Annotated in this window: 20 protein-coding genes, 2 tRNA genes and 1 pseudogene; 5 read left to right on the top strand and 18 right to left on the bottom strand. The window is 66.9% G+C overall.

Going from position 1 to position 20,248, the window contains the following annotated elements; genetic code table 11:
- Window positions 1–38: 38 nt before the first annotated feature.
- Complete coding sequence (locus AC1DGW_RS02305; protein ID WP_478019048.1) at window positions 39–785, bottom strand: sulfurtransferase; 747 nt, start codon at window positions 783–785, stop codon at window positions 39–41.
- A 27-nt stretch (window positions 786–812) separates the two neighbouring features.
- Complete coding sequence (locus AC1DGW_RS02300; protein ID WP_478019047.1) at window positions 813–1,178, bottom strand: DUF6164 family protein; 366 nt, start codon at window positions 1,176–1,178, stop codon at window positions 813–815.
- Window positions 1,179–1,339: 161 nt separating this feature from the next.
- Here AC1DGW_RS02300 and AC1DGW_RS02295 point away from each other — a divergent pair, with 161 nt between their 5' ends.
- Together AC1DGW_RS02295 and AC1DGW_RS02290 are read left to right on the top strand one after the other, a co-directional pair.
- The gene (locus AC1DGW_RS02295) at window positions 1,340–1,771 is read left to right on the top strand and encodes an FKBP-type peptidyl-prolyl cis-trans isomerase (protein WP_478019046.1); all 432 of its coding nucleotides are present in this window, start codon (window positions 1,340–1,342) and stop codon (window positions 1,769–1,771) included.
- Window positions 1,755–3,002: a TIGR03862 family flavoprotein gene (locus tag AC1DGW_RS02290; protein ID WP_478019045.1), complete on the top strand. Its 1,248-nt coding sequence runs from the start codon at window positions 1,755–1,757 to the stop codon at window positions 3,000–3,002. The genes AC1DGW_RS02295 and AC1DGW_RS02290 overlap by 17 nt, the downstream gene beginning before the upstream one ends.
- A gap of 202 nt (window positions 3,003–3,204) precedes the next feature.
- Here the strand turns inward: AC1DGW_RS02290 and AC1DGW_RS02285 are convergent, their stop codons facing one another.
- The 5 genes from AC1DGW_RS02285 to AC1DGW_RS02265 form a co-directional block, all read right to left on the bottom strand.
- Window positions 3,205–4,827, bottom strand: coding sequence for an FMN-binding glutamate synthase family protein (locus tag AC1DGW_RS02285; protein ID WP_478019044.1), 1,623 nt, complete (start codon window positions 4,825–4,827; stop codon window positions 3,205–3,207).
- Window positions 4,828–4,857: 30 nt separating this feature from the next.
- Window positions 4,858–6,147, bottom strand: coding sequence for a nucleotide sugar dehydrogenase (locus AC1DGW_RS02280; protein ID WP_478019043.1), 1,290 nt, complete (start codon window positions 6,145–6,147; stop codon window positions 4,858–4,860).
- 22 nt (window positions 6,148–6,169) lie between these two features.
- Window positions 6,170–6,256, bottom strand: a tRNA-Leu gene (locus tag AC1DGW_RS02275).
- 81 nt (window positions 6,257–6,337) lie between these two features.
- A complete protein-coding gene (hemN, locus tag AC1DGW_RS02270; RefSeq protein ID WP_478019042.1) occupies window positions 6,338–7,747 on the bottom strand; it encodes an oxygen-independent coproporphyrinogen III oxidase in 1,410 nt (469 codons plus the stop codon).
- A gap of 106 nt (window positions 7,748–7,853) precedes the next feature.
- Window positions 7,854–8,270, bottom strand: a complete 417-nt coding sequence (locus AC1DGW_RS02265; protein WP_273080063.1) for a group III truncated hemoglobin — start codon at window positions 8,268–8,270, stop codon at window positions 7,854–7,856.
- 190 nt (window positions 8,271–8,460) lie between these two features.
- On the opposite strand from AC1DGW_RS02265, the gene AC1DGW_RS02260 reads away from it, so the two are divergent.
- Both AC1DGW_RS02260 and AC1DGW_RS02255 read left to right on the top strand, forming a co-directional pair.
- A complete protein-coding gene (locus AC1DGW_RS02260; RefSeq protein WP_478019041.1) occupies window positions 8,461–8,748 on the top strand; it encodes a hypothetical protein in 288 nt (95 codons plus the stop codon).
- Complete coding sequence (locus AC1DGW_RS02255) at window positions 8,745–9,857, top strand: 4Fe-4S dicluster domain-containing protein (RefSeq protein ID WP_478019040.1); 1,113 nt, start codon at window positions 8,745–8,747, stop codon at window positions 9,855–9,857. Before AC1DGW_RS02260 ends, AC1DGW_RS02255 begins: the two co-directional genes overlap by 4 nt.
- 12 nt (window positions 9,858–9,869) lie before the next feature.
- Here AC1DGW_RS02255 and AC1DGW_RS02250 read toward each other — a convergent pair whose 3' ends face one another.
- Together AC1DGW_RS02250 and AC1DGW_RS02245 are read right to left on the bottom strand one after the other, a co-directional pair.
- The gene (locus tag AC1DGW_RS02250; protein ID WP_478019039.1) at window positions 9,870–10,889 is read right to left on the bottom strand and encodes a TraB/GumN family protein; all 1,020 of its coding nucleotides are present in this window, start codon (window positions 10,887–10,889) and stop codon (window positions 9,870–9,872) included.
- 388 nt (window positions 10,890–11,277) lie between these two features.
- Window positions 11,278–11,460, bottom strand: coding sequence for a hypothetical protein (locus AC1DGW_RS02245; protein WP_478019038.1), 183 nt, complete (start codon window positions 11,458–11,460; stop codon window positions 11,278–11,280).
- A gap of 405 nt (window positions 11,461–11,865) precedes the next feature.
- Here AC1DGW_RS02245 and AC1DGW_RS02240 point away from each other — a divergent pair.
- Window positions 11,866–11,994: pseudogene (locus AC1DGW_RS02240) on the top strand (DNA-3-methyladenine glycosylase); the annotation flags it as partial.
- A 166-nt stretch (window positions 11,995–12,160) separates the two neighbouring features.
- Here the strand turns inward: AC1DGW_RS02240 and AC1DGW_RS02235 are convergent.
- The 9 genes from AC1DGW_RS02235 to thrS all read right to left on the bottom strand — a co-directional run bounded on the left by AC1DGW_RS02235 (window position 12,161) and on the right by thrS (window position 20,133).
- Window positions 12,161–12,237: transfer RNA gene (locus AC1DGW_RS02235), tRNA-Pro, on the bottom strand.
- 66 nt (window positions 12,238–12,303) lie between these two features.
- Window positions 12,304–12,660 (bottom strand): MerR family transcriptional regulator, encoded by a 357-nt coding sequence (locus AC1DGW_RS02230; RefSeq protein WP_055769947.1) that lies wholly within the window; start codon window positions 12,658–12,660, stop codon window positions 12,304–12,306.
- Entirely contained in the window at window positions 12,641–12,940 is a 300-nt protein-coding gene (locus AC1DGW_RS02225; protein WP_054657702.1) for an integration host factor subunit alpha, read from the bottom strand. Before AC1DGW_RS02225 ends, AC1DGW_RS02230 begins: the two co-directional genes overlap by 20 nt.
- A 23-nt stretch (window positions 12,941–12,963) precedes the next feature.
- A complete protein-coding gene (gene pheT, locus AC1DGW_RS02220; RefSeq protein ID WP_478019037.1) occupies window positions 12,964–15,345 on the bottom strand; it encodes a phenylalanine--tRNA ligase subunit beta in 2,382 nt (793 codons plus the stop codon).
- 78 nt (window positions 15,346–15,423) lie between these two features.
- Entirely contained in the window at window positions 15,424–16,419 is a 996-nt protein-coding gene (locus AC1DGW_RS02215; RefSeq protein WP_478019036.1) for a phenylalanine--tRNA ligase subunit alpha, read from the bottom strand.
- 365 nt (window positions 16,420–16,784) lie between these two features.
- Window positions 16,785–17,144, bottom strand: a complete 360-nt coding sequence (gene rplT, locus AC1DGW_RS02210) for a 50S ribosomal protein L20 (protein WP_054664681.1) — start codon at window positions 17,142–17,144, stop codon at window positions 16,785–16,787.
- Between the two features lie 11 nt (window positions 17,145–17,155).
- Complete coding sequence (rpmI, locus tag AC1DGW_RS02205; protein ID WP_010342861.1) at window positions 17,156–17,353, bottom strand: 50S ribosomal protein L35; 198 nt, start codon at window positions 17,351–17,353, stop codon at window positions 17,156–17,158.
- 284 nt (window positions 17,354–17,637) lie between these two features.
- Window positions 17,638–18,162 (bottom strand): translation initiation factor IF-3, encoded by a 525-nt coding sequence (infC, locus tag AC1DGW_RS02200; RefSeq protein ID WP_235504317.1) that lies wholly within the window; start codon window positions 18,160–18,162, stop codon window positions 17,638–17,640.
- A gap of 66 nt (window positions 18,163–18,228) precedes the next feature.
- A complete protein-coding gene (gene thrS, locus AC1DGW_RS02195) occupies window positions 18,229–20,133 on the bottom strand; it encodes a threonine--tRNA ligase (protein ID WP_478019035.1) in 1,905 nt (634 codons plus the stop codon).
- Window positions 20,134–20,248 lie beyond the last annotated feature (115 nt).

Below are 20,248 nucleotides of genomic sequence, written 5' to 3'. Positions count from 1 at the left end.
TCTTCACGATTGAAGCCGCTCCTGCGACGGAAGCGCGGTCAGGCCGCAGCGTCGTCCACCAGCGGCCGCAGCTGCGGGTCCAGCGCCACACGCTCGTCGAACACGAAGCAGCGCCCGTCGTAGCCCTCGCCGCCGACTTCCTCGAAATAGCCGAGGATGCCGCCCTCCAGCTGCAGCACGTTGTCCATGCCATCGTTGCGCATCCACAGCACGGCTTTCTCGCAGCGGATGCCGCCGGTGCAGAAACTGACCACGGTGGCGTCGGCCAGTTCCGCGCGGTGCGGCTCCAGGGCTTCCGGCAGGTCGGTGAACCGGGCGATGGGCAGGGTCAGCGCGCCGGTGAAGGTGCCGTGCCCGAACTCCTGCTCGTTGCGGGTATCGAGCATCACCACGCGCCTGCCGTCATCATCGTGGCCCTGCCGCAGCCAGCGCTGCAGCGTGGCCGGGGCCACGGACGGCGCGCGCGGATAGTCCAGCGGCTGCCCGTCGTCGCGGCGGAAGCTGATGATCTCCGGCTTGACCTTGGCCTTGAGCCGCGCGAACGGCTGCATCTGGCTGTAGCTGTACTTGACGCGCATGGCGGCAAAGCGCGCGTCGGCCTTCAGTTCGGCATAGAAACCATCGATGCCGTCGCGGTCGCCGGCCAGGAACAGGTTGATGCCCTCGTCCGCCACCAGGATCGTGCCGCGCAGTCCGCGCGCCTGCGCCCGTTCCAGCAGGGTGGCGGCCAGGGCGTCGGCATCGGCGACGGGAACGAAGTGATAGGCGGCGGTATTGGCGATCATCGGCGTATTTTACGGTGCCGCCAGCCGTCAGCCACGCAGCAGCATGAACGGCAGCAGCACCAGCGCCGCCGCGGCCAGCATGCCCAGCAGCACGGCGACCACATACAGCGGCCGCCGCCGGAACAGCGAGCCGAAGGTCTCGGCAGTGCCCTCGCGCAGCGCGGCCTCGCGCTCGGCGCGCACGCGCCGGGAACGCTCGGCCTGGTACGCGGCCATCAGTTCCCTCGCGCGCGGATGATCATCGCGTTCGCGCAGCCAGATGCCACCGAAGGAAATGCCCCAGGGGCTGGGTTCGGTGCGGTACCAGGCGATGCCGTGGCGGTCGAGCAGTTCGCCGACCTCGCGGCTTTCGTCCTCGTCGACATTGCGCAGATTGAGCAGCAGTTTCGCCATCGCGCCATGATACCCGCTGGCGATGCGCTACCCTTGCAGCACCCGTGCAAGCCCCCTGCAAGAGCACCGTGCATCCCCGCGCGGGGATGCCACTTCGCAGATCCCTCACACCCTCGTGAAACCCGCGCACCCCGTGGGTCGCCTTCAACCTGGAGCCCACCATGCGTCGCCTGCTCGTCCCGTTGCTGCTGTCCCTGCTCGCCGCCGGCTGCACCCCTCCCGGCCCGCCGCCGGGAGGCAGCGTCGCCGCCTTCGAGCGCATCGACAGCGTGCCGGGCACCGGCGCCGAAGCCGTCCCCGGCACCAAGGTCACGGTGCATTACACCGGCTGGATCTACGACGAGCGCACGGTCGACAAACACGGCGAAAAATTCGACAGCTCGCTCGACCGCGGCGAGCCGTTCACCTTCAATCTCGGCGAGAAGCAGGTCATCCGCGGCTGGGACGAGGGTGTGGCCGGCATGAAGGTCGGCGGCAAGCGCACGCTGATGATCCCGGCCGACTACGGCTACGGCGACCGTCGCGCCGGCCCGATTCCACCCGGCTCGTCGCTGGTGTTCGACGTCGAACTGCTCGATGTCCAGCCGCGCTGAGCCCGGCGCCGTGGCCAAGCGCGTCGCGGTGATCGGCGGCGGCCCGGCCGGGCTGTTCGCTGCCGAGCGCCTGCGCGCGGCGGGCCTGTCGGTCGATCTGTACGAAGCCAAGGGCTCGCCGGGGCGCAAGTTCCTGATCGCCGGCAAGGGCGGGCTGAACCTCACCCACTCCGAACCGCGCCCGCAGTTCGACCATCGCTACCGCGAGCGCGCGGCGGCGGTCGCCGGCTGGCTGGACGGTTTCGACGCCGACGCCCTGCGCCGCTGGGCGCAGGGCTTGGGCGTGGAGACCTATGTCGGCAGTTCCGGCCGCGTGTTCCCGCTGGACCGCAAGGCCGCGCCGCTGCTGCGCGGCTGGGTGCGGCGCCTGAAGGAACAGGGGGTGCGCTTCCATGTCCAGCATCGCTGGCTGGGCTGGAACGACGACGGCACGCTGCGCATGCAGACCGGCGAAGGCGAAGCCGCAGTGACCGCTGACGCCACCGTGCTGGCGCTGGGCGGCGGCAGCTGGCCGGAACTCGGCTCCGATGGCGCGTGGGCGGAGAGTCTGCGCGCACGCGGTGTGGACGTGGCCCCGCTGCAACCAGCCAACTGCGGCTTCGACATCGATTGGAGCGGGCATTTCCGCCAGCGCCATGCCGGCAGCCCGCTCAAGCCGGTCGTCGCGCACTGGCAGGATCTGCATGGCATGCCCCAGCAACTGCAGGGCGAGTGCGTCGCCAGCGAATACGGCATCGAGGGCAGCCTGCTCTACGCCATTGCCGCCGACCTGCGCGAAACCATCAACCGCGATGGTCATGCGCTGCTGGAACTTGACCTGGTGCCCGGCCGCGACGAAGCGCGCCTGCGCACGGACCTGCTGCGCCCGCGCAAGGGGCGAAGCTTTGGCGAACACCTGCGCCGTGCCGCCGGCATCGATGCGGCCAAGGCCGCGCTGGTGTTCGAAGTCCTGGGCAAGGACGCCGGCAACGATCCCGACGCGGTGGCGCGCACGCTCAAGCGCCTGCCGCTGCGCCTGTTGCGGCCGCGACCGATGGCCGAGACCATCAGCACCGCCGGCGGCGTGCGCCTGGAAGCGCTGGACGCGGGACTGATGCTGCCGGCCCTGCCCGGCGTTTTCTGCGCCGGCGAGATGCTGGACTGGGAGGCGCCGACCGGCGGCTATCTGCTTACCGCCTGTTATGCCAGCGCGCTGCGCGCGGCCGAGGGCGTGATCGGCTGGCTCCGGTGAACCCCGATCTGTAGCTGCGGGCTTGTCCCGCATGGGGCATCACCGGAGAAGCGCCGATGCAGCAGGCGCAGCTCCCAACGATGTATCACCGCAGCGCCGGCCATGGACGCGGAACCATGCTCCCGCATGGCGCTTTACGCACGAGGCGCCGTGCATCGCGTGCGTCGCCCTCCTCTCCCCCGAGGGAGAGGACTTCAGAGTTTCAATGCAGCTTGGTCCCGCGCAGCGCCTCGATGCGCGGCGGCGGTGCGAACGAGTCGCTGCGCGCGTCGGCCCAGTATTCGCGGAACACTGCATGGCCCGGCACCCGGTCCAGCAGCTCGCCCGGCGACAGGTAACGGTACAGCGTCGCCATCGAGCGGATCTCGATCGGCGACACCCGGCGCAGGATGTGCTCGGGGCCGAGCTCGGAAGGATCGTTCAATCCGGCCGCGCCCAGCAGGTCGCGCAGTGCGCGCAGGGTGTTCTCGTGGAAATTGCACACCCGCTCGGCCTTGTCGGTCGGGTCGAGGTGGCGCCAGCGGCTCGGGTCCTGGGTGGCGATGCCGGTCGGGCACTTGTCGTTGTGGCAGCTCAGCGACTGGATGCAGCCCAGCGCGAACATGAAGCCGCGCCCGGCGTTGCACCAGTCCGCGCCCAGCGCGAGGGTGCGCGCGATGTCGAAGGCACTGGTCACCTTGCCGGCTGCACCGATGCGGATGCGCTCGCGCAGGTTCAGGCCGACCAGCGTGTTGTGCACCAGGATCAGCGCTTCGTTCATCGGCACGCCGACGTGGTCGATGAACTCGGCCGGCGATGCGCCGGTGCCACCCTCGGCGCCATCGACCACGATGAAGTCCGGCAACAGGCCGGTCTCGTGCATGGCCTTGGCGATGCCGAACCATTCCCACGGATGGCCGATGGCCAGCTTGAAGCCGGTCGGCTTGCCACCGGACAGCTCGCGCAGGCGCGCGACGAACTGCAGCAGTTCCACCGGGGTGGAGAACGCCGAGTGCCGCGACGGTGACACGCAGTCCACGCCCATCGGCACGCCGCGGGTGACGGAAATCTCCGCGCTGACCTTGGCCGCCGGCAGGACGCCGCCGTGGCCGGGCTTGGCGCCCTGCGACAGCTTGATCTCGATCATCTTGACCTGGTCGTGGTTGGCGTTCTCGACGAAACGCTCCTCGCTGAAACGGCCCTGCTCGTCGCGGCAGCCGAAGTAGCCCGAACCGATCTCCCACACCAGATCGCCGCCGTTCTCGCGGTGATAGGGCGAGATCGAGCCCTCGCCAGTGTCATGGTAGAAGCCGCCCATCTTCGCGCCCTTGTTGAGCGCGCGGATGGCGTTGGCCGACAGCGAACCGAAGCTCATCGCCGAGATGTTGAACACGCTGGCCGAATACGGCCGCGCGCAGCCGGCACCGATCACCACGCGGAAATCATGGTGCGGAATGCTGGTCGGCGCCATCGAATGGTTGATCCACTCGTAGTCCACCGCATAGGTGCTGCGCAGCGTACCGAACGGCACCACGTCCATCACGTTGCGCGCACGCTGGTAGACCAGCTGCCGCTGCTGGCGGGAGAACGGCACGTCGTCCAGGTCGCTCTGCACGAAGTACTGGCGGATTTCCGGGCCGATGGATTCGAAGCCGTAGCGGAAGTGCGCCAGCACCGGGTAATTGCGCCGCAGCACGCTGCGCCGCTGCAGCACGTCCCAGGTGCCGAGCAGGGCCATCGCGCCGAACAGGCCGACGCCCCAATACCAGGCGGGCCAACGGTCCGCCAGCGCCAGCGACACCGGCAACAGGACCAGCGCCAGTACATAGACCAGATAACGATGCATTGCCGTCCTCGTGACCGGGAAAGGCGGATTCTACAACCGGTCGTCCACCACCTGCCGCGGCCACGCCGACTTGACGTCGTAGACCACCATGTCCGCGACGCCCAGCGCGCGTATCCGCGCGGCATCGAGTTCGCGGAACTGGCGGTGCGCCACCGCCAGCACCACCGCATCGTAGTGCGCCGAAGCCGGCGCATCGACCAGTTTCAGACCCGATTCGCGTTCGGCCTCGGCCGGATCGGCCCAGGGATCGAAGGCATCGACCGCCGCCCCCTGCCCGGCCAACAGCCGAGCCAGGTCCAGCGCACGGCTGTTGCGCAGGTCCGGGCAGTCCTCCTTGAAGGTCACGCCCAGCACCAGCACCCTGGCGCCGCGCAGCGGCTTGCCCTTGCCGGCCAACAACGCGTCCACGCGCGCGACCACGTGCGCGACCACGCGGTTGTTGACCTGGCGCGCGGTGTGGATCAGGTCCGGGTGGTAGCCGACGCTCTCGGATTTGTGCAGCAGGTAATACGGGTCCACGCCGATGCAATGGCCGCCGACCATGCCCGGCCGGAACGGCAGGAAGTTCCACTTGGTGCCGGCCGCTTCGAGCACATCCAGCGTATCGATGCCGAGCCGATCGAAGATCAGCGCCAGCTCGTTGACCAGGGCGATGTTCACGTCGCGCTGGATGTTCTCCACCACCTTGGCCGCTTCGGCCACGCGCAGCGACGGCGCGCGCCAGGTGCCGGCGGCGATGATGCGCCGGTACAGCGCGTCCACCACCTCGGCCGCTTCCGGCGTCGAACCCGAGGTGATCTTGCGGATGTCCGGCAGGCGCCGCTGGCGGTCGCCGGGGTTGATCCGCTCCGGGCTGTAGCCGCACCAGAAATCCTGGTTGAAGCGCAGGCCCGACCCCTGCTCCAGCAGCGGCACGCAGACTTCCTCGGTGGTGCCGGGGTAGACGGTGGATTCGTAGATCACCAGATCGCCGCGCTTGAGCACGCCGGCGATCAGTTGGCTGGCGCCGCGCAGCGGCTCCAGGTCGGGCTGCTCCCAGGCGTCGATGGGCGTCGGCACGGTGACGATGAATACATTGCACTGCGCCAGTTCCACCGCATCGGCGCAATAGCGCAGGCAGGTGGCGGCGGCCAGTTCGGCGGCATCCAGTTCCAGCGTGCGGTCATGGCCTTCGCGCAGCTCGGCCACGCGCGCGGTGTCGATGTCGTAGCCGAGCGTGTCCAGCGTCCGGCCGAACTCGACCGCCAACGGCAGGCCGACATAGCCCAGGCCGATGATGGCGATGCGCGGCGCGCTGGCGGCGGAAATATCGGCACTCATGCCATTCCTCGAGGTTGCATGCTGGTGCCCGGAGCCGGAATCGAACCGGCATGGGGTTGCCCCCGGCGGATTTTAAGTCCGATGCGTCTACCAGTTTCGCCATCCGGGCATCGCGGTAGCGTGCCTGATCGGCGCGCGCTTGTGAATCCGGGGCTGCGCCGGAGCGCACCAAGGTGCGCTCCGGCATCGCTCAGATCGCCCGCGAATAGCGCGCCGGCTGCTGCGGGGCCTGCAGATGGCGGTCGAAGCACATGGCGATCAGGCGCAGCAGCGGCCGTCCCTGCCGGGTCGCGGCGACGACACCATCGCGGTAGCGGGCCAGGCCGTCGGCGGCCAGATGCCGCAGCGCCACCAGTTCAGCGGCGAAATACCGCTCGAAATCGATGCCATGGCGCGCGGCCAGGGCATGGCCGTCCACGTGGCCATGGCACATCAGCTGCTGGATAAGTTCGGCGCGCAGCAGGTCGTCGGCGTCCAGCTCCAGTCCACGCCATACCGGCAGGCCGCCGCCATCGATCCGCGCCTCCCAGTCCTTCAGGTCGCGCGGGTTCTGGCTGTAGCTGCTGTCGATCCGGCTGATCGCGCTCACGCCCAGCCCCAGCAGGTCGGTGTCGGCATGGGTGGTGTAGCCCATGAAATTGCGGTGCAGGCTGCCGGCGCGCTGCGCACGCGACAGGTCCTCTTCCGGCAGCGCGAAATGATCCATGCCGATGTACTGGTAGCCGGCCGCCGACAGGCGTTCCACCGCCAGGCCGAGCAGTGCGAGCTTGTGCTCGGCGTCGGGCAGGTCGGCATCGACGATCTGCCGCTGCGCCTTGAACAGGTGCGGCATGTGCGCATAGCCATAGATCGCCAGCCGGTCAGGACGCACCGCCAGCACGGTTTCCAGCGTGCGCGCGAAGCCTGCCGGGGTCTGTTTCGGCAGACCGTAGATCAGGTCGACGTTGACCGAGCGCAGGCCATGACCGCGGCAGGCCTCGATGATCGCCAGGGTTTCGTCCACGCCCTGCACGCGGTTGATCGCCTGCTGCACCGCCGGGTCGAAATCCTGCACGCCGAGGCTGGCGCGGTTGAAGCCCAGTTGCGCCAGCACCGCGATGTCGGCGGGAGAGACAAAGCGCGGATCGAGTTCGATGGAGAAATCGCGCCCGGCGTCATTGCTGAAGCGGAAACGCTGGCGCAACCCCTCGACCAGACGCGACAGCTGCTCGGGCTCGAGGAAATTCGGCGTACCTCCGCCAAAATGCAGCTGGGTTACCTCCCGCTCCGACGCGAACAACGGCACCACCCGGTCTGCTTCGGCCAGCACGCGGTCGACATAGAGCGCGCCCTTGTCGCGGTCGCGGCTGATGACGCGGTTGCAGCCGCAGTAGAAACACGGGCTGGTGCAGTACGGCACATGCACGTACAGCGAAAGCGGCCGCGCCGACGCATTGCTGCGCGCGATGGCCGCGCGGAACTGCCCTGCGCCATAACCGTCGTGGAAATGCGGCGCGGTGGGATAGGAGGTATAGCGCGGCCCCGGCCGGTCGTGACGGCGCAGGATGTCCGGATCGAAGGTCCAGCCCAGCGGGTCGGGCAATGCGGTGGTCGTGTCCATGCGCACAGCCTGCCCCATGCCGCGCGCGGCTGCCTTGAGCCAGATCAATGGAGCAGGAACGAGGAACAAGAGAAGGCGACAGCAAAAGCCGCCGCCTCCACGCCCGCTACTGCCCCAGCACCTGCAGCGTGGGCCAGCGCGACATCTGGAAGCGCCGCCAGAAATTGCCCGCGATGCGCTCGGCGGCATCGTCGGCCAGCCGTTGCATCGGCACGTTGCCCAGTTCGGCCGTGGTCTGCCGGAACAGCAGGAGCCAGCGCTCGAACAGTTCCTCGCGCAGTTCGTCGATCACCATGTGCTTCTGCATCGGCGCGCCCTGGAAGCGGCGCGTGCCGCGCAGCAGCGCCGACCAGAAATCGACCAGGTGGCGCATGTGCGCTTCCCAGTCGTGGACATGGGCCTCGAATACCGGCCCGAGCAGGTCGTCCTCGCGCACGCGCCCGTAGAAGCGCCGCACCAGGCGGTCGATTTCCTCCTCGCTGCACAGGTCCGCCGCCGGCTGCGGCAGGCGTTCGTCGTTCATCGCTGCAAAAACTCCTCGCCCTGCCCCCGCATTCTGCTGAATGGCTTCCGGGCACGGCTTGATCCAGATCAAGGCTGCCCGCTTCCGGGCTGCCTAGGCTGACGGCAAGTTCGCCCTTGCCTTCACCGCCGCCCCGGCGAGGCGGCAAGCATCGATTGTACGCCTGCCAGACTCCGCGTCCGACGCCACCATGATCGACCTCGATACTTCGCCCCGTACACGACGCCCCCCTGTGCAGCAGCTGGGTGCGGTGCTGTGGCCGAGCTTCTTCGTCGCGGTGGTCGCGTCGGTGGTGTTCTTCGCCTTCTTCGATCCGCTGGACCTGCAGCGTATCGGCTTCCCGCGCCATGGCATCAGCCGCGGCCTCGGCTATACCGCCGGCTTCTTCCTTGCCTGGCTGGGCATCTTCTCCGCCTGCAGCGTGACCGCCCTGCTGCTGCGCTCTCCGGGCGGCGATGAAGAGCCACCGCTGGAATGAGCAGCCTCCATCGCCCCGGTTACTCCCCGGCCGCACATCCCGCCGCACCCGCGCGACAGGCGCCGATGAACCGGCGCCACCTCATGCAATGGCTGGTGCCGGCAGCGATGCTGGGCCTGTTCTATGGCCTGCCATGGCTGCGCCGGCACGGCGCGCCGCTCCTGCTGTTCGACGTCGAAGCGCGCCACATCCACTTTTTCGGCCTGGACCTGCGCATGGACGCCATCCTGCCGATGCTGTGGCTGGCGTTGGCAGCGCTGGCCGCGCTCTGCCTGGCCACCAGCCTGTACGGCCGGCTGTGGTGCGCCTACGCGTGTCCACAGACCGTGCTGACGCGGCTGCACCGGGCGTTGCGTCGCATCACCACACTCAACGGCCTGGCCGGCGAACGGCTCGAGCCGGTGCTGCGGCATGCGTTGTGGGTAGCGATCGCGCTGTGGACCGGCATCACTTTCGTCGGCTATTTCTCGCCGGTCGACGGGCTCGTCACCGGCTTGCCCGCATTGGATCTGGGCCGCTGGGAAGCGTTCTGGATCGTCTTCTACGCCCTGGCCACCTGGGCCAACGTGTTGTTCCTGCACGAACAGGTATGCACCTACCTGTGCCCGTACAGCCGCGTGCAGCCCTGGCTCACCGATGCCTCCACGCCGTCGATCCACTACGACGCGCGGCGCGGCGAACCACGCGGCACGCGCCCCGCAGGTGGCGGCAGCGTGATGCAGCGCGCACGCGGCCTGCTGGACCCGGTAACCGCACGCGACTATGTATTCCGCGCCGCGCACCCGGCCAGCGCCGGCCCGCGCCCGACCTTCAGCGACGCCCATCTCGGCGACTGCACCGATTGCGATGCCTGTCTGCTCGCCTGCCCGATCGGCCTGGACATCCGCAACGGAAGCACAGCTTCCTGCATCGAATGCAGCGCCTGCGTGGACGCCTGCGACGACACCATGGCCCGCAGCGGATTCCCTGCCGGGCTGATCCTGCGCACCAGCACCGCCCGCATCGAGCAGCGCCCACCGGCCCCCTTCCGCGCGCGGCCACTGCTGTTCGGTGCGCTGACGCTACTATTCTTCGCATTGGCCATCGCCGGCCTGCTGGCAGCGAGCTGACGCAGCGCCGGCTCAGGGTGCTTCCACCTCGTAACCGCGCGCCTGCAGCCGGACGAGGTAGCCATCGGCGGCCAACAGGCTATCGACCGGCAGCATCGCGAACGTCTCGCGGTTCCGGCGCAGCGCTTCCTCGGCGATCGTCACCCAGTGCTGGCGGCCCCGCTCCCGGAGATCGCCATAGCCACGATCGCGGGCGAAGCCGGAATCGGCAAGGGCGCGCAGGCAGGCGCCATCGGCGTCTTCCAGCGGCAGGTCGCGCAATGCTGCGATGTCGCCGACCGCCCAGGCATTGGCCCGCTCCACCAGCCGGGGCAGATCGTGTTCCACCGAGGCAAGCTTGCGCTCGAAACAGGCCACGTCATCGAAACCGCCAGCGCGGAACTCGCGGATCGCCGCCTTCGGATCGTCGATCTCGAACTTCAACGTCGTCGAGGTCGGCTTGATGCCCGCCGTCCTGGCGGCCTTCTGCACGACCGGCCAGACGACCGGCTTCTGCCCGAGCCCGGCCGACTTGATCGCCGCCGCATACAACTCGTTCGCGGCGATCATCGGCCGCTTGCGCTCGACCCCACCATCGCGGCCAAGATAGCGGTGCTTCTGCGCCTGCCAGCGGGCATACAGCGCGGGCGGCAATACATCCTCCAGCTTCGCGCCATTCTCGTTGCGCATCGCCTTCCACGCGGCCGGCGCCAGCGCCAGCATGCCGAAGAAGCCAACATCGGCGTTGAAGGACAAAGAGGGAGGCAGCAACACCTGCTGCGAGCGCGCGACGATCGCCGCCACCTCGCCCGACTGCCACTGGATCCGGTCAGGCAGCGGCGACGCCGTCCCCAATATCCACAGCACGTGGTCGTCCCTGCTGACCTTCCACAACCCCGGCCCGGGCTGCACACCGTGCACCACCAGTGTTTCCAGATCACGGATCGGCGCCTTTCCCGCCTCACTCTCCACCTCGACGGGTGGCTCTGCGTACAAGGGCGACGGAGGCAATAGCCACAGACCTGCCAGCAAACTCCATTTCGCAATGCGCATGCCGCTTCCTGCCTCATGGGAAAGGCGCGACCTTAGCCGGTTCCACATGCGCGCGAGTTAGCGGAACGTTCACCGCGTCGTACGGCAGTATTGGACGATACGACCGGACTCGAACCGACGACCATCTGCCCCCAAGCAACGCCACCGATAGCGACAGGTAATTGATGAAAAAGGAAATACCAGGCTGGCTTCCATGCCTCTACGATGCCGATTCTCTCCTTTTCGTATCAATGAATTGCGAGTGGATAAGGTGCAATGGTGTTGCCCACCTGACCTACTGTTCCCGCCCCAGGCTCTATCCCGATTTCGGTGGGGCTGGGCATACCGCCTGCCCTCACGGCAAAAGCCCCGCACCAGGCGGGGCCTTGTCCACTATAGGATGCCCAAGTTAAGGCGCCGGACAGTTGTCTTGGATGCACTTCGTATGCAGATCGTAGCAATGGACATAATCATTGCCAGCGGTCAGGCATGCGTTGAGCAACTGGAAGCACTTCAGGTCACACGGTGGCGCCGCGAGAACACTGCCAAAGAACGAAAGAGACAGCACGGCTGCAGCGATCATGCGCTTCATCTTCATCTCGTTTCCCCAATTTGCCCACTAGCTGGGCTTGAGCGAGGCTATTGATTCGGGGAAACGAGCTTCCAGCAGCAGGTCACAATTCCAAGAAGATCAGACTTTTCCTACAAGGCGCAACTGCCCATAGTCCTTGGCTGGCCTGCCGGGGTTGGCCTTGGCTGCGGCCGGTGCTGCCGGGTGAATGCTCCCCCATAGATGCAGCTAGCGCAGTCAGTGCAAGCAGCCAACGCATGTAGACCTACCCCCTCCACCAGCCACTACTCAATGGCGGGCAACCGATGCGCGAACCCGCGGCCGGGCTACTGTTCCCCGGGAAGTCTTCTTGTTCGCCTACTTGCTCATAGCCCCCCATATGTCTATTTCTCCTGCGACATCCACTGAGGGAGTAACGCAGTCTGCGGCGACATCGGCGAGGGCGCCGGGGTTTTCCTCCGAGCCGTAGAACCCCTCCTCGGTCGGAATATGATGCGTGCGGCGCGGCCGGCGGCGAAACGTGACCGTGACCTGGCCAGGTGCAGGACCTGCTGACCACAGCACGGAAGCGATGACCAAAATGTATCTTGATGGTCACGAGGCGCCGTGGACGGAGATCAACACCGGGGTTCGCTCGCCATCCGATAGGGTGAAATTAGGGTGATGAACGAAAAAAGGGCTCGCACAACGAAGTGCAAGCCCTTGATCCAAATGCAGTAGTTGGTCGGGACGGCCGGATTCGAACCGACGACCCTCTGCCCCCCAGGCAGATGCGCTACCAGGCTGCGCTACGCCCCGATCGTTACTGCATGCCGCCACCGTGATGGCGAGCCGGCGATTATACGCGTATTGCCGTGGAAGCGGTCAACGCCGCAGCAGCTGCAGCACTTCCTCGAGCTCCATGCGGACCTGCTTGATGATCTGGTTGCTCAGCGCCGACTCCTGCCGCGCGCCCTCGCCTTCCAGGCGCAGGCGGGCGCCGCCGATGGTGTAGCCCTGTTCGTACAGCAGACCACGGATCTGCCGCACCATCAGCACGTCGTGGCGCTGGTAGTAACGGCGGTTGCCGCGGCGCTTGGCCGGTTCCAGGCTCGGAAATTCGGTTTCCCAGTAGCGCAGCACGTGCGGCTTGACGTCGCACAGCTCGCTGACCTCACCGATGGTGAAGTAGCGCTTGGCCGGAATCGGCGGAAGTTCGCGGTTACTGCCCGGATCCAGCATATGCCTCCACCCGCTCCTTGAGCTTCTGGCCCGGACGGAAGGTGACCACCGTGCGGGCGGAAATCGGAATTTCCTCCCCGGTCTTGGGATTGCGGCCCGGGCGCTGGTTCTTGCGCCGCAGGTCGAAATTGCCGAAACCGGACAGCTTCACCTGGCGTCCCTGTTCCAATGCATCGCGCAGCACGTCGAAGAACGCATCGACGAACTCCTTGGCCTCGCGCTTGTTCAAGCCGACCTCGTCGAACAACCGGTCGGCCATCTCCGCCTTGGTCAATGCCATGCCTGTTCCCTGTTACTTCCGCTTCAACCCCGGATCCTGGCGCCGTGTTCATGCTCGACGGCGGCCACCACGGAGGCGACCACGGCGTCCACGTCGCGGTCCGTCAGAGTGCGCGAGGTGTCCTGCAAAATCAAGCCCATAGCCAGACTCTTGAAACCGGGTTCGACCCCCTGGCCGACGTAGCGGTCGAACAGCACAATCTCGCGCAGCAGGCTACCCGCGGCCTGGCGGATCGTCGCCGACAGCGCCTCCCACTCGACCGGCTCGGCCACCATCAACGCCAGATCGCGCCGCACCGCGGGGAACCGCGACAGTTCGCCGGCACGCGGCAACAGGCGGGCTGCCAGCGGCTCCAGGTCCAGTTCGAACGCCAGCACGTCCACGTCGATCTCCATCGCCGCGACCAGACGCGGGTGCAGCTGGCCGATCCAGCCGATGCGCCGGCCGTCGCGCCAGACGTCGGCCGAACGCGCCGGATGCGCGAACGGGTGCTGCGCGACGCGGAACTCCAGCTGCGCGCCGGAGGCGGCGGCCAGCGACTGCAGGTCGCCCTTGAGGTCGTGGAAATCGACCTTGCGCGCTTTCCCGCCCCATTGCAGCGCCGTCGCATCGCCGCAGACCGCAGCGGCCACGCGCACGGTTTCCTGCGGCGCCTGCCCGGCTTCGCCGGCCTGCTGCGCGAACACGCGCCCCAGTTCGAACAGGCGCACGCGGCCCGCCTGCCGCGCGACATTGCGGCCCAGCGTCGCCACCAGGCCCGGCAGCAGCATCGGCCGCATCACCGCCAACTCCGCCGACAGCGGATTGGCCAGCGCGACGCGCCCGTCAGTCAACGCCCACTGGTCGAGCAGCTGCGCATCGACGAAGGCGTAATTGATGGTTTCCAGCATGTCGCGCGCCACCAGCTGGCGGCGCACGCTCAGGTCGTCCAGACGGGTTTCGCTCGGCATGGCGATGCGCGCCGCGCCGCCCGGCAGCGTGGTCGGGATCTGCTCGTAGCCGTGGATGCGCGCCAGCTCTTCGATCAGATCTTCTTCGATGGCGATGTCGAAGCGACGGCTCGGTGCGGTCACGTTCCAGCCCTCCGCCACTGGCACGACCTCCATGCCCAGCGCGCGCAGGATGCGCTCGACCTCGGCATCGGCGATCTGGACGCCCAGCACGCGCGCGATACGCGCGCGGCGCAGCAGGATCGTTGCCGTCACCGGCAGGTCGGCTTCGCGCACCGCTTCGGTGACCGGTGCCGGCACGCCGCCGGCCAGGTCCAGCACCAGGCGGGTGGCGTATTCGATCGCCGCGCGCGGCAACTGCGGATCGACGCCACGCTCGAAACGATGGCCGGCATCGGTGTGCAGGCCCAGCTTGCGGCCGCGGCCCATGATCGCGGCCGGCGCGAAGTGCGCGGCCTCGAGGAACACATTGGTGGTGGCGTCGGTGACACGGGTGTCGAAGCCCCCCATCATGCCGGCGAGGCCGACCGGGCGGTCGGCGTCGGTGATCACCAGGAAGCTGTCGTCCAGCGCGGCGTCGCGGCCATCGAGCAGCTTCAGGATTTCGCCGGCGTGCGAGCGGCGCACGCCGATGCCGCCCTTGAGCGTATCCAGGTCGTAGGCATGCATCGGCTGACCCAGCTCCAGCATCACGTACTGGGTGATGTCCACCAGCAGCGACACCGGGCGCACGCCACTGCGGCGCAGGCGCTCGGCCATCCACAGCGGCGTGGCCGCACGCGCGTTGACACCTTCGATCACGCGGCCGAGGTAACGCGGCGCTTCGGCGCCGGCCGCCAGCGTGATGGCAAGTTCGCGCGCGCCCTGCGCCGGTACCGCGTCGGCAGCGAACGACTTCACTTCACTGCGGGTCGCGGCGGCCACATCGAAAGCGATGCCGCGCACGCTGAAACAGTCGGCACGGTTCGGCGTGAGCTTGATCTCGATGCTGGCGTCGGGCAGGCCGAGGTACTCCACCAGCGCCACGCCCACCGGCGCATCATCCGGCAGCTCCAGCAGGCCGGAAGCGTCGTTGTCCAGGCCCAGTTCCTTGGCCGAGCACAGCATGCCGTTGGATTCCACGCCGCGCAGCCTGGCCGGCTTGATCTTCAGTTCGCCGATCTGCGCACCGACCATCGCCAACGGCGCGACCAGACCCGGGCGTGCGTTCGGCGCACCGCAGACGATCTGCAGCAGTTCGCCCTGGCCCGCATCGACCTTGCACACCTGCAGGCGGTCGGCTTCCGGATGACGCACGGCCTCGACGATGCGCGCCACCACCACGTTGTCCAGCCCATCGCCCAGTGCGGTGACTTCCTCGACCTCCAGACCGATGGCGGTCAGCACCGTACTCAGTTCGTCGCGCGAAGCATCGGTGGGGACATGGCTGCGCAGCCAGCTTTCGGAGAATTTCATCGTTGCTCGATCCGTTGTGCGGGCCTGCATCGCCCGCCGTGTGTATGCCTGTGGGGAACCCTGCCGCCGTGCCGCGACTTACGCGAACTGGCGCAGGAAACGCACGTCGTTGTCGAAGAACGCGCGCAGATCGTTCACGCCATAGCGCAGCATCGCGAAGCGCTCCACGCCCAGCCCGAAAGCGAAGCCGGTGTAGCGCTCCGGATCGATGCCGCAGTTGCGCAGCACGTTCGGATGCACCATGCCGCAGCCCAGCACTTCCAGCCAGCGGGTGCTGCCGTCGGGCTGCTGCCAGGCGATGTCCACTTCCGCGCCCGGCTCAACGAACGGGAAGTAGCTGGGACGGAAGCGCATCTCGAAATCGCGCTCGAAGAACGCACGCACGAACTCGCTCAGCGTGCCCTTGAGATCGGCGAAGGTGGAATGCTCGTCCACCAGCAGGCCTTCGACCTGGTGGAACATCGGCGAATGAGTCTGGTCGCTGTCGCTGCGGTAGACCTTGCCGGCGGCGATCATGCGCAGCGGCGGGTGGTGATCGTCCATGTAACGCACCTGCACACCGGAGGTATGCGTGCGCAGCAGGCGGCCGTCGCCGAAGTAGAAGGTGTCGTGCATGGCGCGCGCCGGATGGTGCGGCGGGAAGTTCAGCGCCTCGAAGTTGTGCCAGTCGTCCTCGATCTCCGGGCCCTCGGAGAGCTCGTAACCGAGGCGGCCGAAGATCTCGGTGATGCGCTCCAGCGTGCGCGTGACCGGATGCAGGCCGCCGCGCCCGCCATCGCGCCCCGGCAGGGTGACGTCGATGCGTTCGGATGCCAGGCGCGCGTCCAGTGCCGCGTTCTCCAGCAGCGCCTTGCGCTCACCCAAGGCGCCGGACACCTCGTCGCGGACGCGGTTGATCGCCTCGCCCGCCGCCTTGCGCTCGTCGGCAGGCAGGCCGCCCAGTTGCTTGAGCTGTGCGGTGATGCTGCCGTTCTTGCCCAGCAGGGCGACGCGCAGGTTTTCCAGTGTTTCCGGATTCTGCGCCGCGGCCACGTCGGCCAGCGCCTGTGCGGTCAGGGATTGGATGTCACTCATGGATCGACGGATCTCGGATTGGTCGCCTCACACGTTCCGCGCCGGGCACTACCCCGGAACCCCCTGCCCCTTCTTCCACAGGAAGAAAGGTCGAGGTGAGGGCACGAGCGAATCCTAGCGCAGTCAGATTGCTCCAACGCCGATGCCCTGATTGTTTCCCAATCCGGCGCGTGGCGACGCGTTCAACCTTGCTACTGCCGTAGGCTCCTGCGGCGCACCCTCATCCGCCCCCTCGGGGCACCTCCTCCCGACGGGAGAAGGGAACGGCCAAGCTGGAAAAAGAAAAGGGGAAGGACTTGCGCCCTTCCCCATGCATTGTCTCATTCACCACCGCCGCGGGTGAACCGCGCCGGCAGGAGAAGGACTTATGCCGCCAGCGCGCTCTTGGCCTTCTCGGCCAGCGCGGCAAAACCTGCCGCGTCGTGCACGGCGATGTCCGCCAGCACCTTGCGGTCCAGGGTGATGCCAGCCTTGAGCAGGCCGTTCATGAAACGGCTGTAGCTCATGCCGTTGATGCGGGCAGCCGCATTGATGCGGGTGATCCACAGCGAACGGAAATTGCGCTTCTTCTGCTTGCGGCCGATGTAGGCGTACTGCTGCGCCTTGATGACCGCCTGCTTGGCGACGCGGAAAACCTTGCGGCGGGCATTGTAGTAGCCCTTCGCCTGGCTGATGATTTTCTTGTGGCGGCGACGCGCCTGCACACCACGCTTAACTCGTGCCATGGTTCAGTTCCTCAGAGATAGGGCAGCATGCGGTCCAGACGGCCTGCGTCTTCTGCGCGGACGTGATTCGTCTGACGCAGGTTACGCTTCCGCTTGGTCGCCTTCTTGGTGAGGATGTGGCTACGGTTGGCGTGGCCAGCCTTGTACTTGCCGGAAGCGGTCTTGCGGAAACGCTTGGCCGCCGCCCGGTTGGTCTTGATCTTGGGCATTGCTATGTCCTTGATGGTCTCTTTTTACTGGCCGGGGCGGTGGCCGGAACCACGCTTTCCATCCTTGCCCTTGCCTGCTTGAAGCCTGCGCTCCCGATGGAGGCAGGCAGGTCCTGTAGGTGATGCAAACAACAAACCCGGCGAACCGGGCCGCCCATTATGCCTGCGGATCCGGTCGCTTGCAATCGCAGGCAATCGGACGGGCAGGCACATGAACGCGGAACGGGGAGCCGGCATGACGCCCCTCCCCGTCCAGCAAGGCAGCGGCCTTGGCCGCGACGGCCTTACTTCTTCTTCGGCGCGATCATCATGACCATCTGCCGGCCTTCAAGGCGCGGGCGCGATTCGATCACGATGTCCTCACCCAGGTCCGCCTCGATGCGGCCGGCCATCTCGCGACCCAGCTCCTGGTGGCTCATTTCGCGGCCACGGAAGCGGATGTTGACCTTGACCTTGTCGCCTTCCTCGAGGAAACCGCGCATCTTGCGCAGCTTGATCTGGTAGTCGCCCTCGTCCGTGACCGGACGGAACTTCACTTCCTTGATCTCGACCTGCTTGCTCTTCTTCTTGGCCTCGTTGGCCTTCTTCTGCTGTTCGAACTTGAACTTGCCGAAGTCCATGATCTTGCAGACCGGCGGATCGGCCTGCGGCTGGATCTCGACCAGGTCCAGGCCCTCATCCTCGGCCATCGACAGCGCTTCGTCGCGCGACAACACGCCGATCATTTCACCGTCGCTGCCGATCACGCGCACGCGCGGCACGCGGATTTCGTGGTTGCGACGATTCTGCTTGGTGTCAAGGGTACTGATATTGCAATCTCCGGATGGAATCGAACCGGCCCCGACGGAACGTCCGCGGGGACCGGGGCTGGATGCTTACTGCCTGTGTTCCGCCTGCAGGCGTTCGATGAAGGCCTGGAGCGACATGCTGCCCAGATCCTCGCCCGAACGGGTGCGTACCGCCACCGCGCCGTTCTCCTTCTCGCGGTCGCCTACGACCAGCAGATACGGCACACGCTGCAGCGTATGCTCGCGAATCTTATAGCCGATCTTCTCGTTCCGCAAATCGGCGCTGACCCGGAACCCTTGCTCCGCAAGGGTTTGACGGACCTGCTGAACGTATTCAGCCTGGGCATCGGTGATATTGGCCACCACCACCTGCACCGGCGCCAGCCAGGCCGGGAACGCGCCGGCATGGTGCTCGATCAGGATGCCGATGAAGCGCTCCATGGAGCCGACGATCGCCCGGTGCAGCATCACCGGGTGCCGTTTCTGGCTGTTTTCATCGACGTATTCGGCGCCGAGGCGGCCCGGCATCATGAAGTCCACCTGCATGGTGCCCAGCTGCCAGGTACGGCCGATGGCGTCCTTCAGGTGGTACTCGATCTTCGGGCCATAGAAGGCACCCTCGCCCGGCAGCTCCTGCCATTCCACGCCGCAGCTGGACAGCGCCGAACGGAGGGCGTCCTCGGCCTTGTCCCAGGTGGCATCGTCGCCCAGGCGCGATTCCGGGCGCAGCGCGATCTTGATCTGGATGTCCTCGAAGCCGAAATCGGCATAGACCTTCAGCGCCTGCGCATGGAAGGCGCGGACCTCGGACTCCACCTGTTCCTCGGTACAGAACACGTGGCCGTCGTCCTGGGTGAAGCCGCGCACGCGCAGGATGCCATGCAGCGCGCCGGACGGCTCGTTGCGGTGGCAGGCGCCGAACTCGCCGTAGCGGATCGGCAGGTCGCGGTAGCTGTGCAGGCCCTGGTTGAACACCTGGATATGGCCCGGGCAGTTCATCGGCTTGACCGCATAGGTGCGCTTCTCCGACTCGGTGAAGAACATGTTGTCCTGGTAGTTGTCCCAGTGACCGGACTTCTTCCACAGGCTCACGTCCAGGATCTGCGGGCAGCGCACCTCGCCGTAACCGCTGCTGCGGTAGACGCGGCGCACGTACTGCTCGACCACCTGCCACAGCGCCCAGCCCTTCGGGTGCCAGAACACCAGGCCCGGCGCCTCTTCCTGCAGGTGGAACAGCTCCTGCTGCTTGCCGATGCGGCGGTGGTCGCGCATTTCGGCTTCCTCGATGCGCTTGATGTAGGCCTCGAGCTGCTTCTTGTCGGCCCAGGCGGTGCCGTAGATACGCTGCAGCTGTTCGTTCTTGGCGTCGCCGCGCCAGTAGGCACCGGAGATGCGGGTCAGCTTGAACGCCTTCAGGAAACGCGTGTTCGGCACGTGCGGGCCGCGGCACATGTCCACGTATTCCTGGTGGTAGTACATGCCCATGGCCTGGATGTCGTCGGACATGTCCTCGATCAGGCGCAGCTTGTAGTCCTCGCCGCGGGCCTTGAAGATCTCGACGACTTCCGCGCGCGGCGTCATCTTCTTGATGACGTCGTAGTCCTGCGCGATCAGCTCGCCCATGCGCTTTTCGATCGCAGCCATGTCGTCCGGGGTGAACGGGCGCTCGGAGTAGATGTCGTAATAGAAGCCTTCGGCGATGACCGGGCCGATCACCATCTTCACGTCCGGGTACAGCTGTTTGACCGCATGGCCGACCAAGTGCGCGCAGGAATGGCGGATGATCTCCACGCCCTCCTCGTCCTTGGCGGTGATGATGCGCAGCGCGGCATCGTGATCGATGACGTCGCCTGCGTCGACCAGCACGCCATCGACCGCACCGGCGATGGTGGCTTTGGCCAGGCCCGCGCCGATGGATTGGGCCACGTCCATGACGCTGACCGGATTTTCGAACTGACGGACGCTGCCGTCGGGGAGAGTGATGTTGATCATGGCTTCACCTGGGTCATGGCCCGCCGGGGTCGTGGCGGGTCGCGGAGCGCGCGATGCGAGGGCACGCTGCCGGGGAACTGGGGCAATAAAAAAGCGCCACGAAGGCGCCTGCTGC

Source organism: Stenotrophomonas sp. 05N423, assembly GCF_056397145.1.
Note: the sequence above shows the minus strand (reverse complement) of the source record. Positions and strands in the feature narration are given on the sequence as shown.

Coding starts and splice junctions, on each gene's coding strand:
- thrS (WP_478019035.1), bottom strand. CDS start 20,133: ATGATCAACATCACTCTCCCCGACGGCAGCGTCCGTCAGTTCGAAAAT.
- AC1DGW_RS02285 (WP_478019044.1), bottom strand. CDS start 4,827: ATGCATCGTTATCTGGTCTATGTACTGGCGCTGGTCCTGTTGCCGGTG.
- AC1DGW_RS02215 (WP_478019036.1), bottom strand. CDS start 16,419: ATGAGTGACATCCAATCCCTGACCGCACAGGCGCTGGCCGACGTGGCC.
- AC1DGW_RS02250 (WP_478019039.1), bottom strand. CDS start 10,889: ATGCGCATTGCGAAATGGAGTTTGCTGGCAGGTCTGTGGCTATTGCCT.
- AC1DGW_RS02255 (WP_478019040.1), top strand. CDS start 8,745: ATGAGCAGCCTCCATCGCCCCGGTTACTCCCCGGCCGCACATCCCGCC.
- AC1DGW_RS02260 (WP_478019041.1), top strand. CDS start 8,461: ATGATCGACCTCGATACTTCGCCCCGTACACGACGCCCCCCTGTGCAG.
- AC1DGW_RS02300 (WP_478019047.1), bottom strand. CDS start 1,178: ATGGCGAAACTGCTGCTCAATCTGCGCAATGTCGACGAGGACGAAAGC.
- rpmI (WP_010342861.1), bottom strand. CDS start 17,353: ATGCCCAAGATCAAGACCAACCGGGCGGCGGCCAAGCGTTTCCGCAAG.
- pheT (WP_478019037.1), bottom strand. CDS start 15,345: ATGAAATTCTCCGAAAGCTGGCTGCGCAGCCATGTCCCCACCGATGCT.
- AC1DGW_RS02305 (WP_478019048.1), bottom strand. CDS start 785: ATGATCGCCAATACCGCCGCCTATCACTTCGTTCCCGTCGCCGATGCC.
- rplT (WP_054664681.1), bottom strand. CDS start 17,144: ATGGCACGAGTTAAGCGTGGTGTGCAGGCGCGTCGCCGCCACAAGAAA.
- AC1DGW_RS02280 (WP_478019043.1), bottom strand. CDS start 6,147: ATGAGTGCCGATATTTCCGCCGCCAGCGCGCCGCGCATCGCCATCATC.
- AC1DGW_RS02265 (WP_273080063.1), bottom strand. CDS start 8,270: ATGAACGACGAACGCCTGCCGCAGCCGGCGGCGGACCTGTGCAGCGAG.
- AC1DGW_RS02230 (WP_055769947.1), bottom strand. CDS start 12,660: ATGCTGGATCCGGGCAGTAACCGCGAACTTCCGCCGATTCCGGCCAAG.
- AC1DGW_RS02245 (WP_478019038.1), bottom strand. CDS start 11,460: ATGAAGCGCATGATCGCTGCAGCCGTGCTGTCTCTTTCGTTCTTTGGC.
- AC1DGW_RS02290 (WP_478019045.1), top strand. CDS start 1,755: ATGTCCAGCCGCGCTGAGCCCGGCGCCGTGGCCAAGCGCGTCGCGGTG.
- AC1DGW_RS02225 (WP_054657702.1), bottom strand. CDS start 12,940: ATGGCATTGACCAAGGCGGAGATGGCCGACCGGTTGTTCGACGAGGTC.
- AC1DGW_RS02295 (WP_478019046.1), top strand. CDS start 1,340: ATGCGTCGCCTGCTCGTCCCGTTGCTGCTGTCCCTGCTCGCCGCCGGC.
- hemN (WP_478019042.1), bottom strand. CDS start 7,747: ATGGACACGACCACCGCATTGCCCGACCCGCTGGGCTGGACCTTCGAT.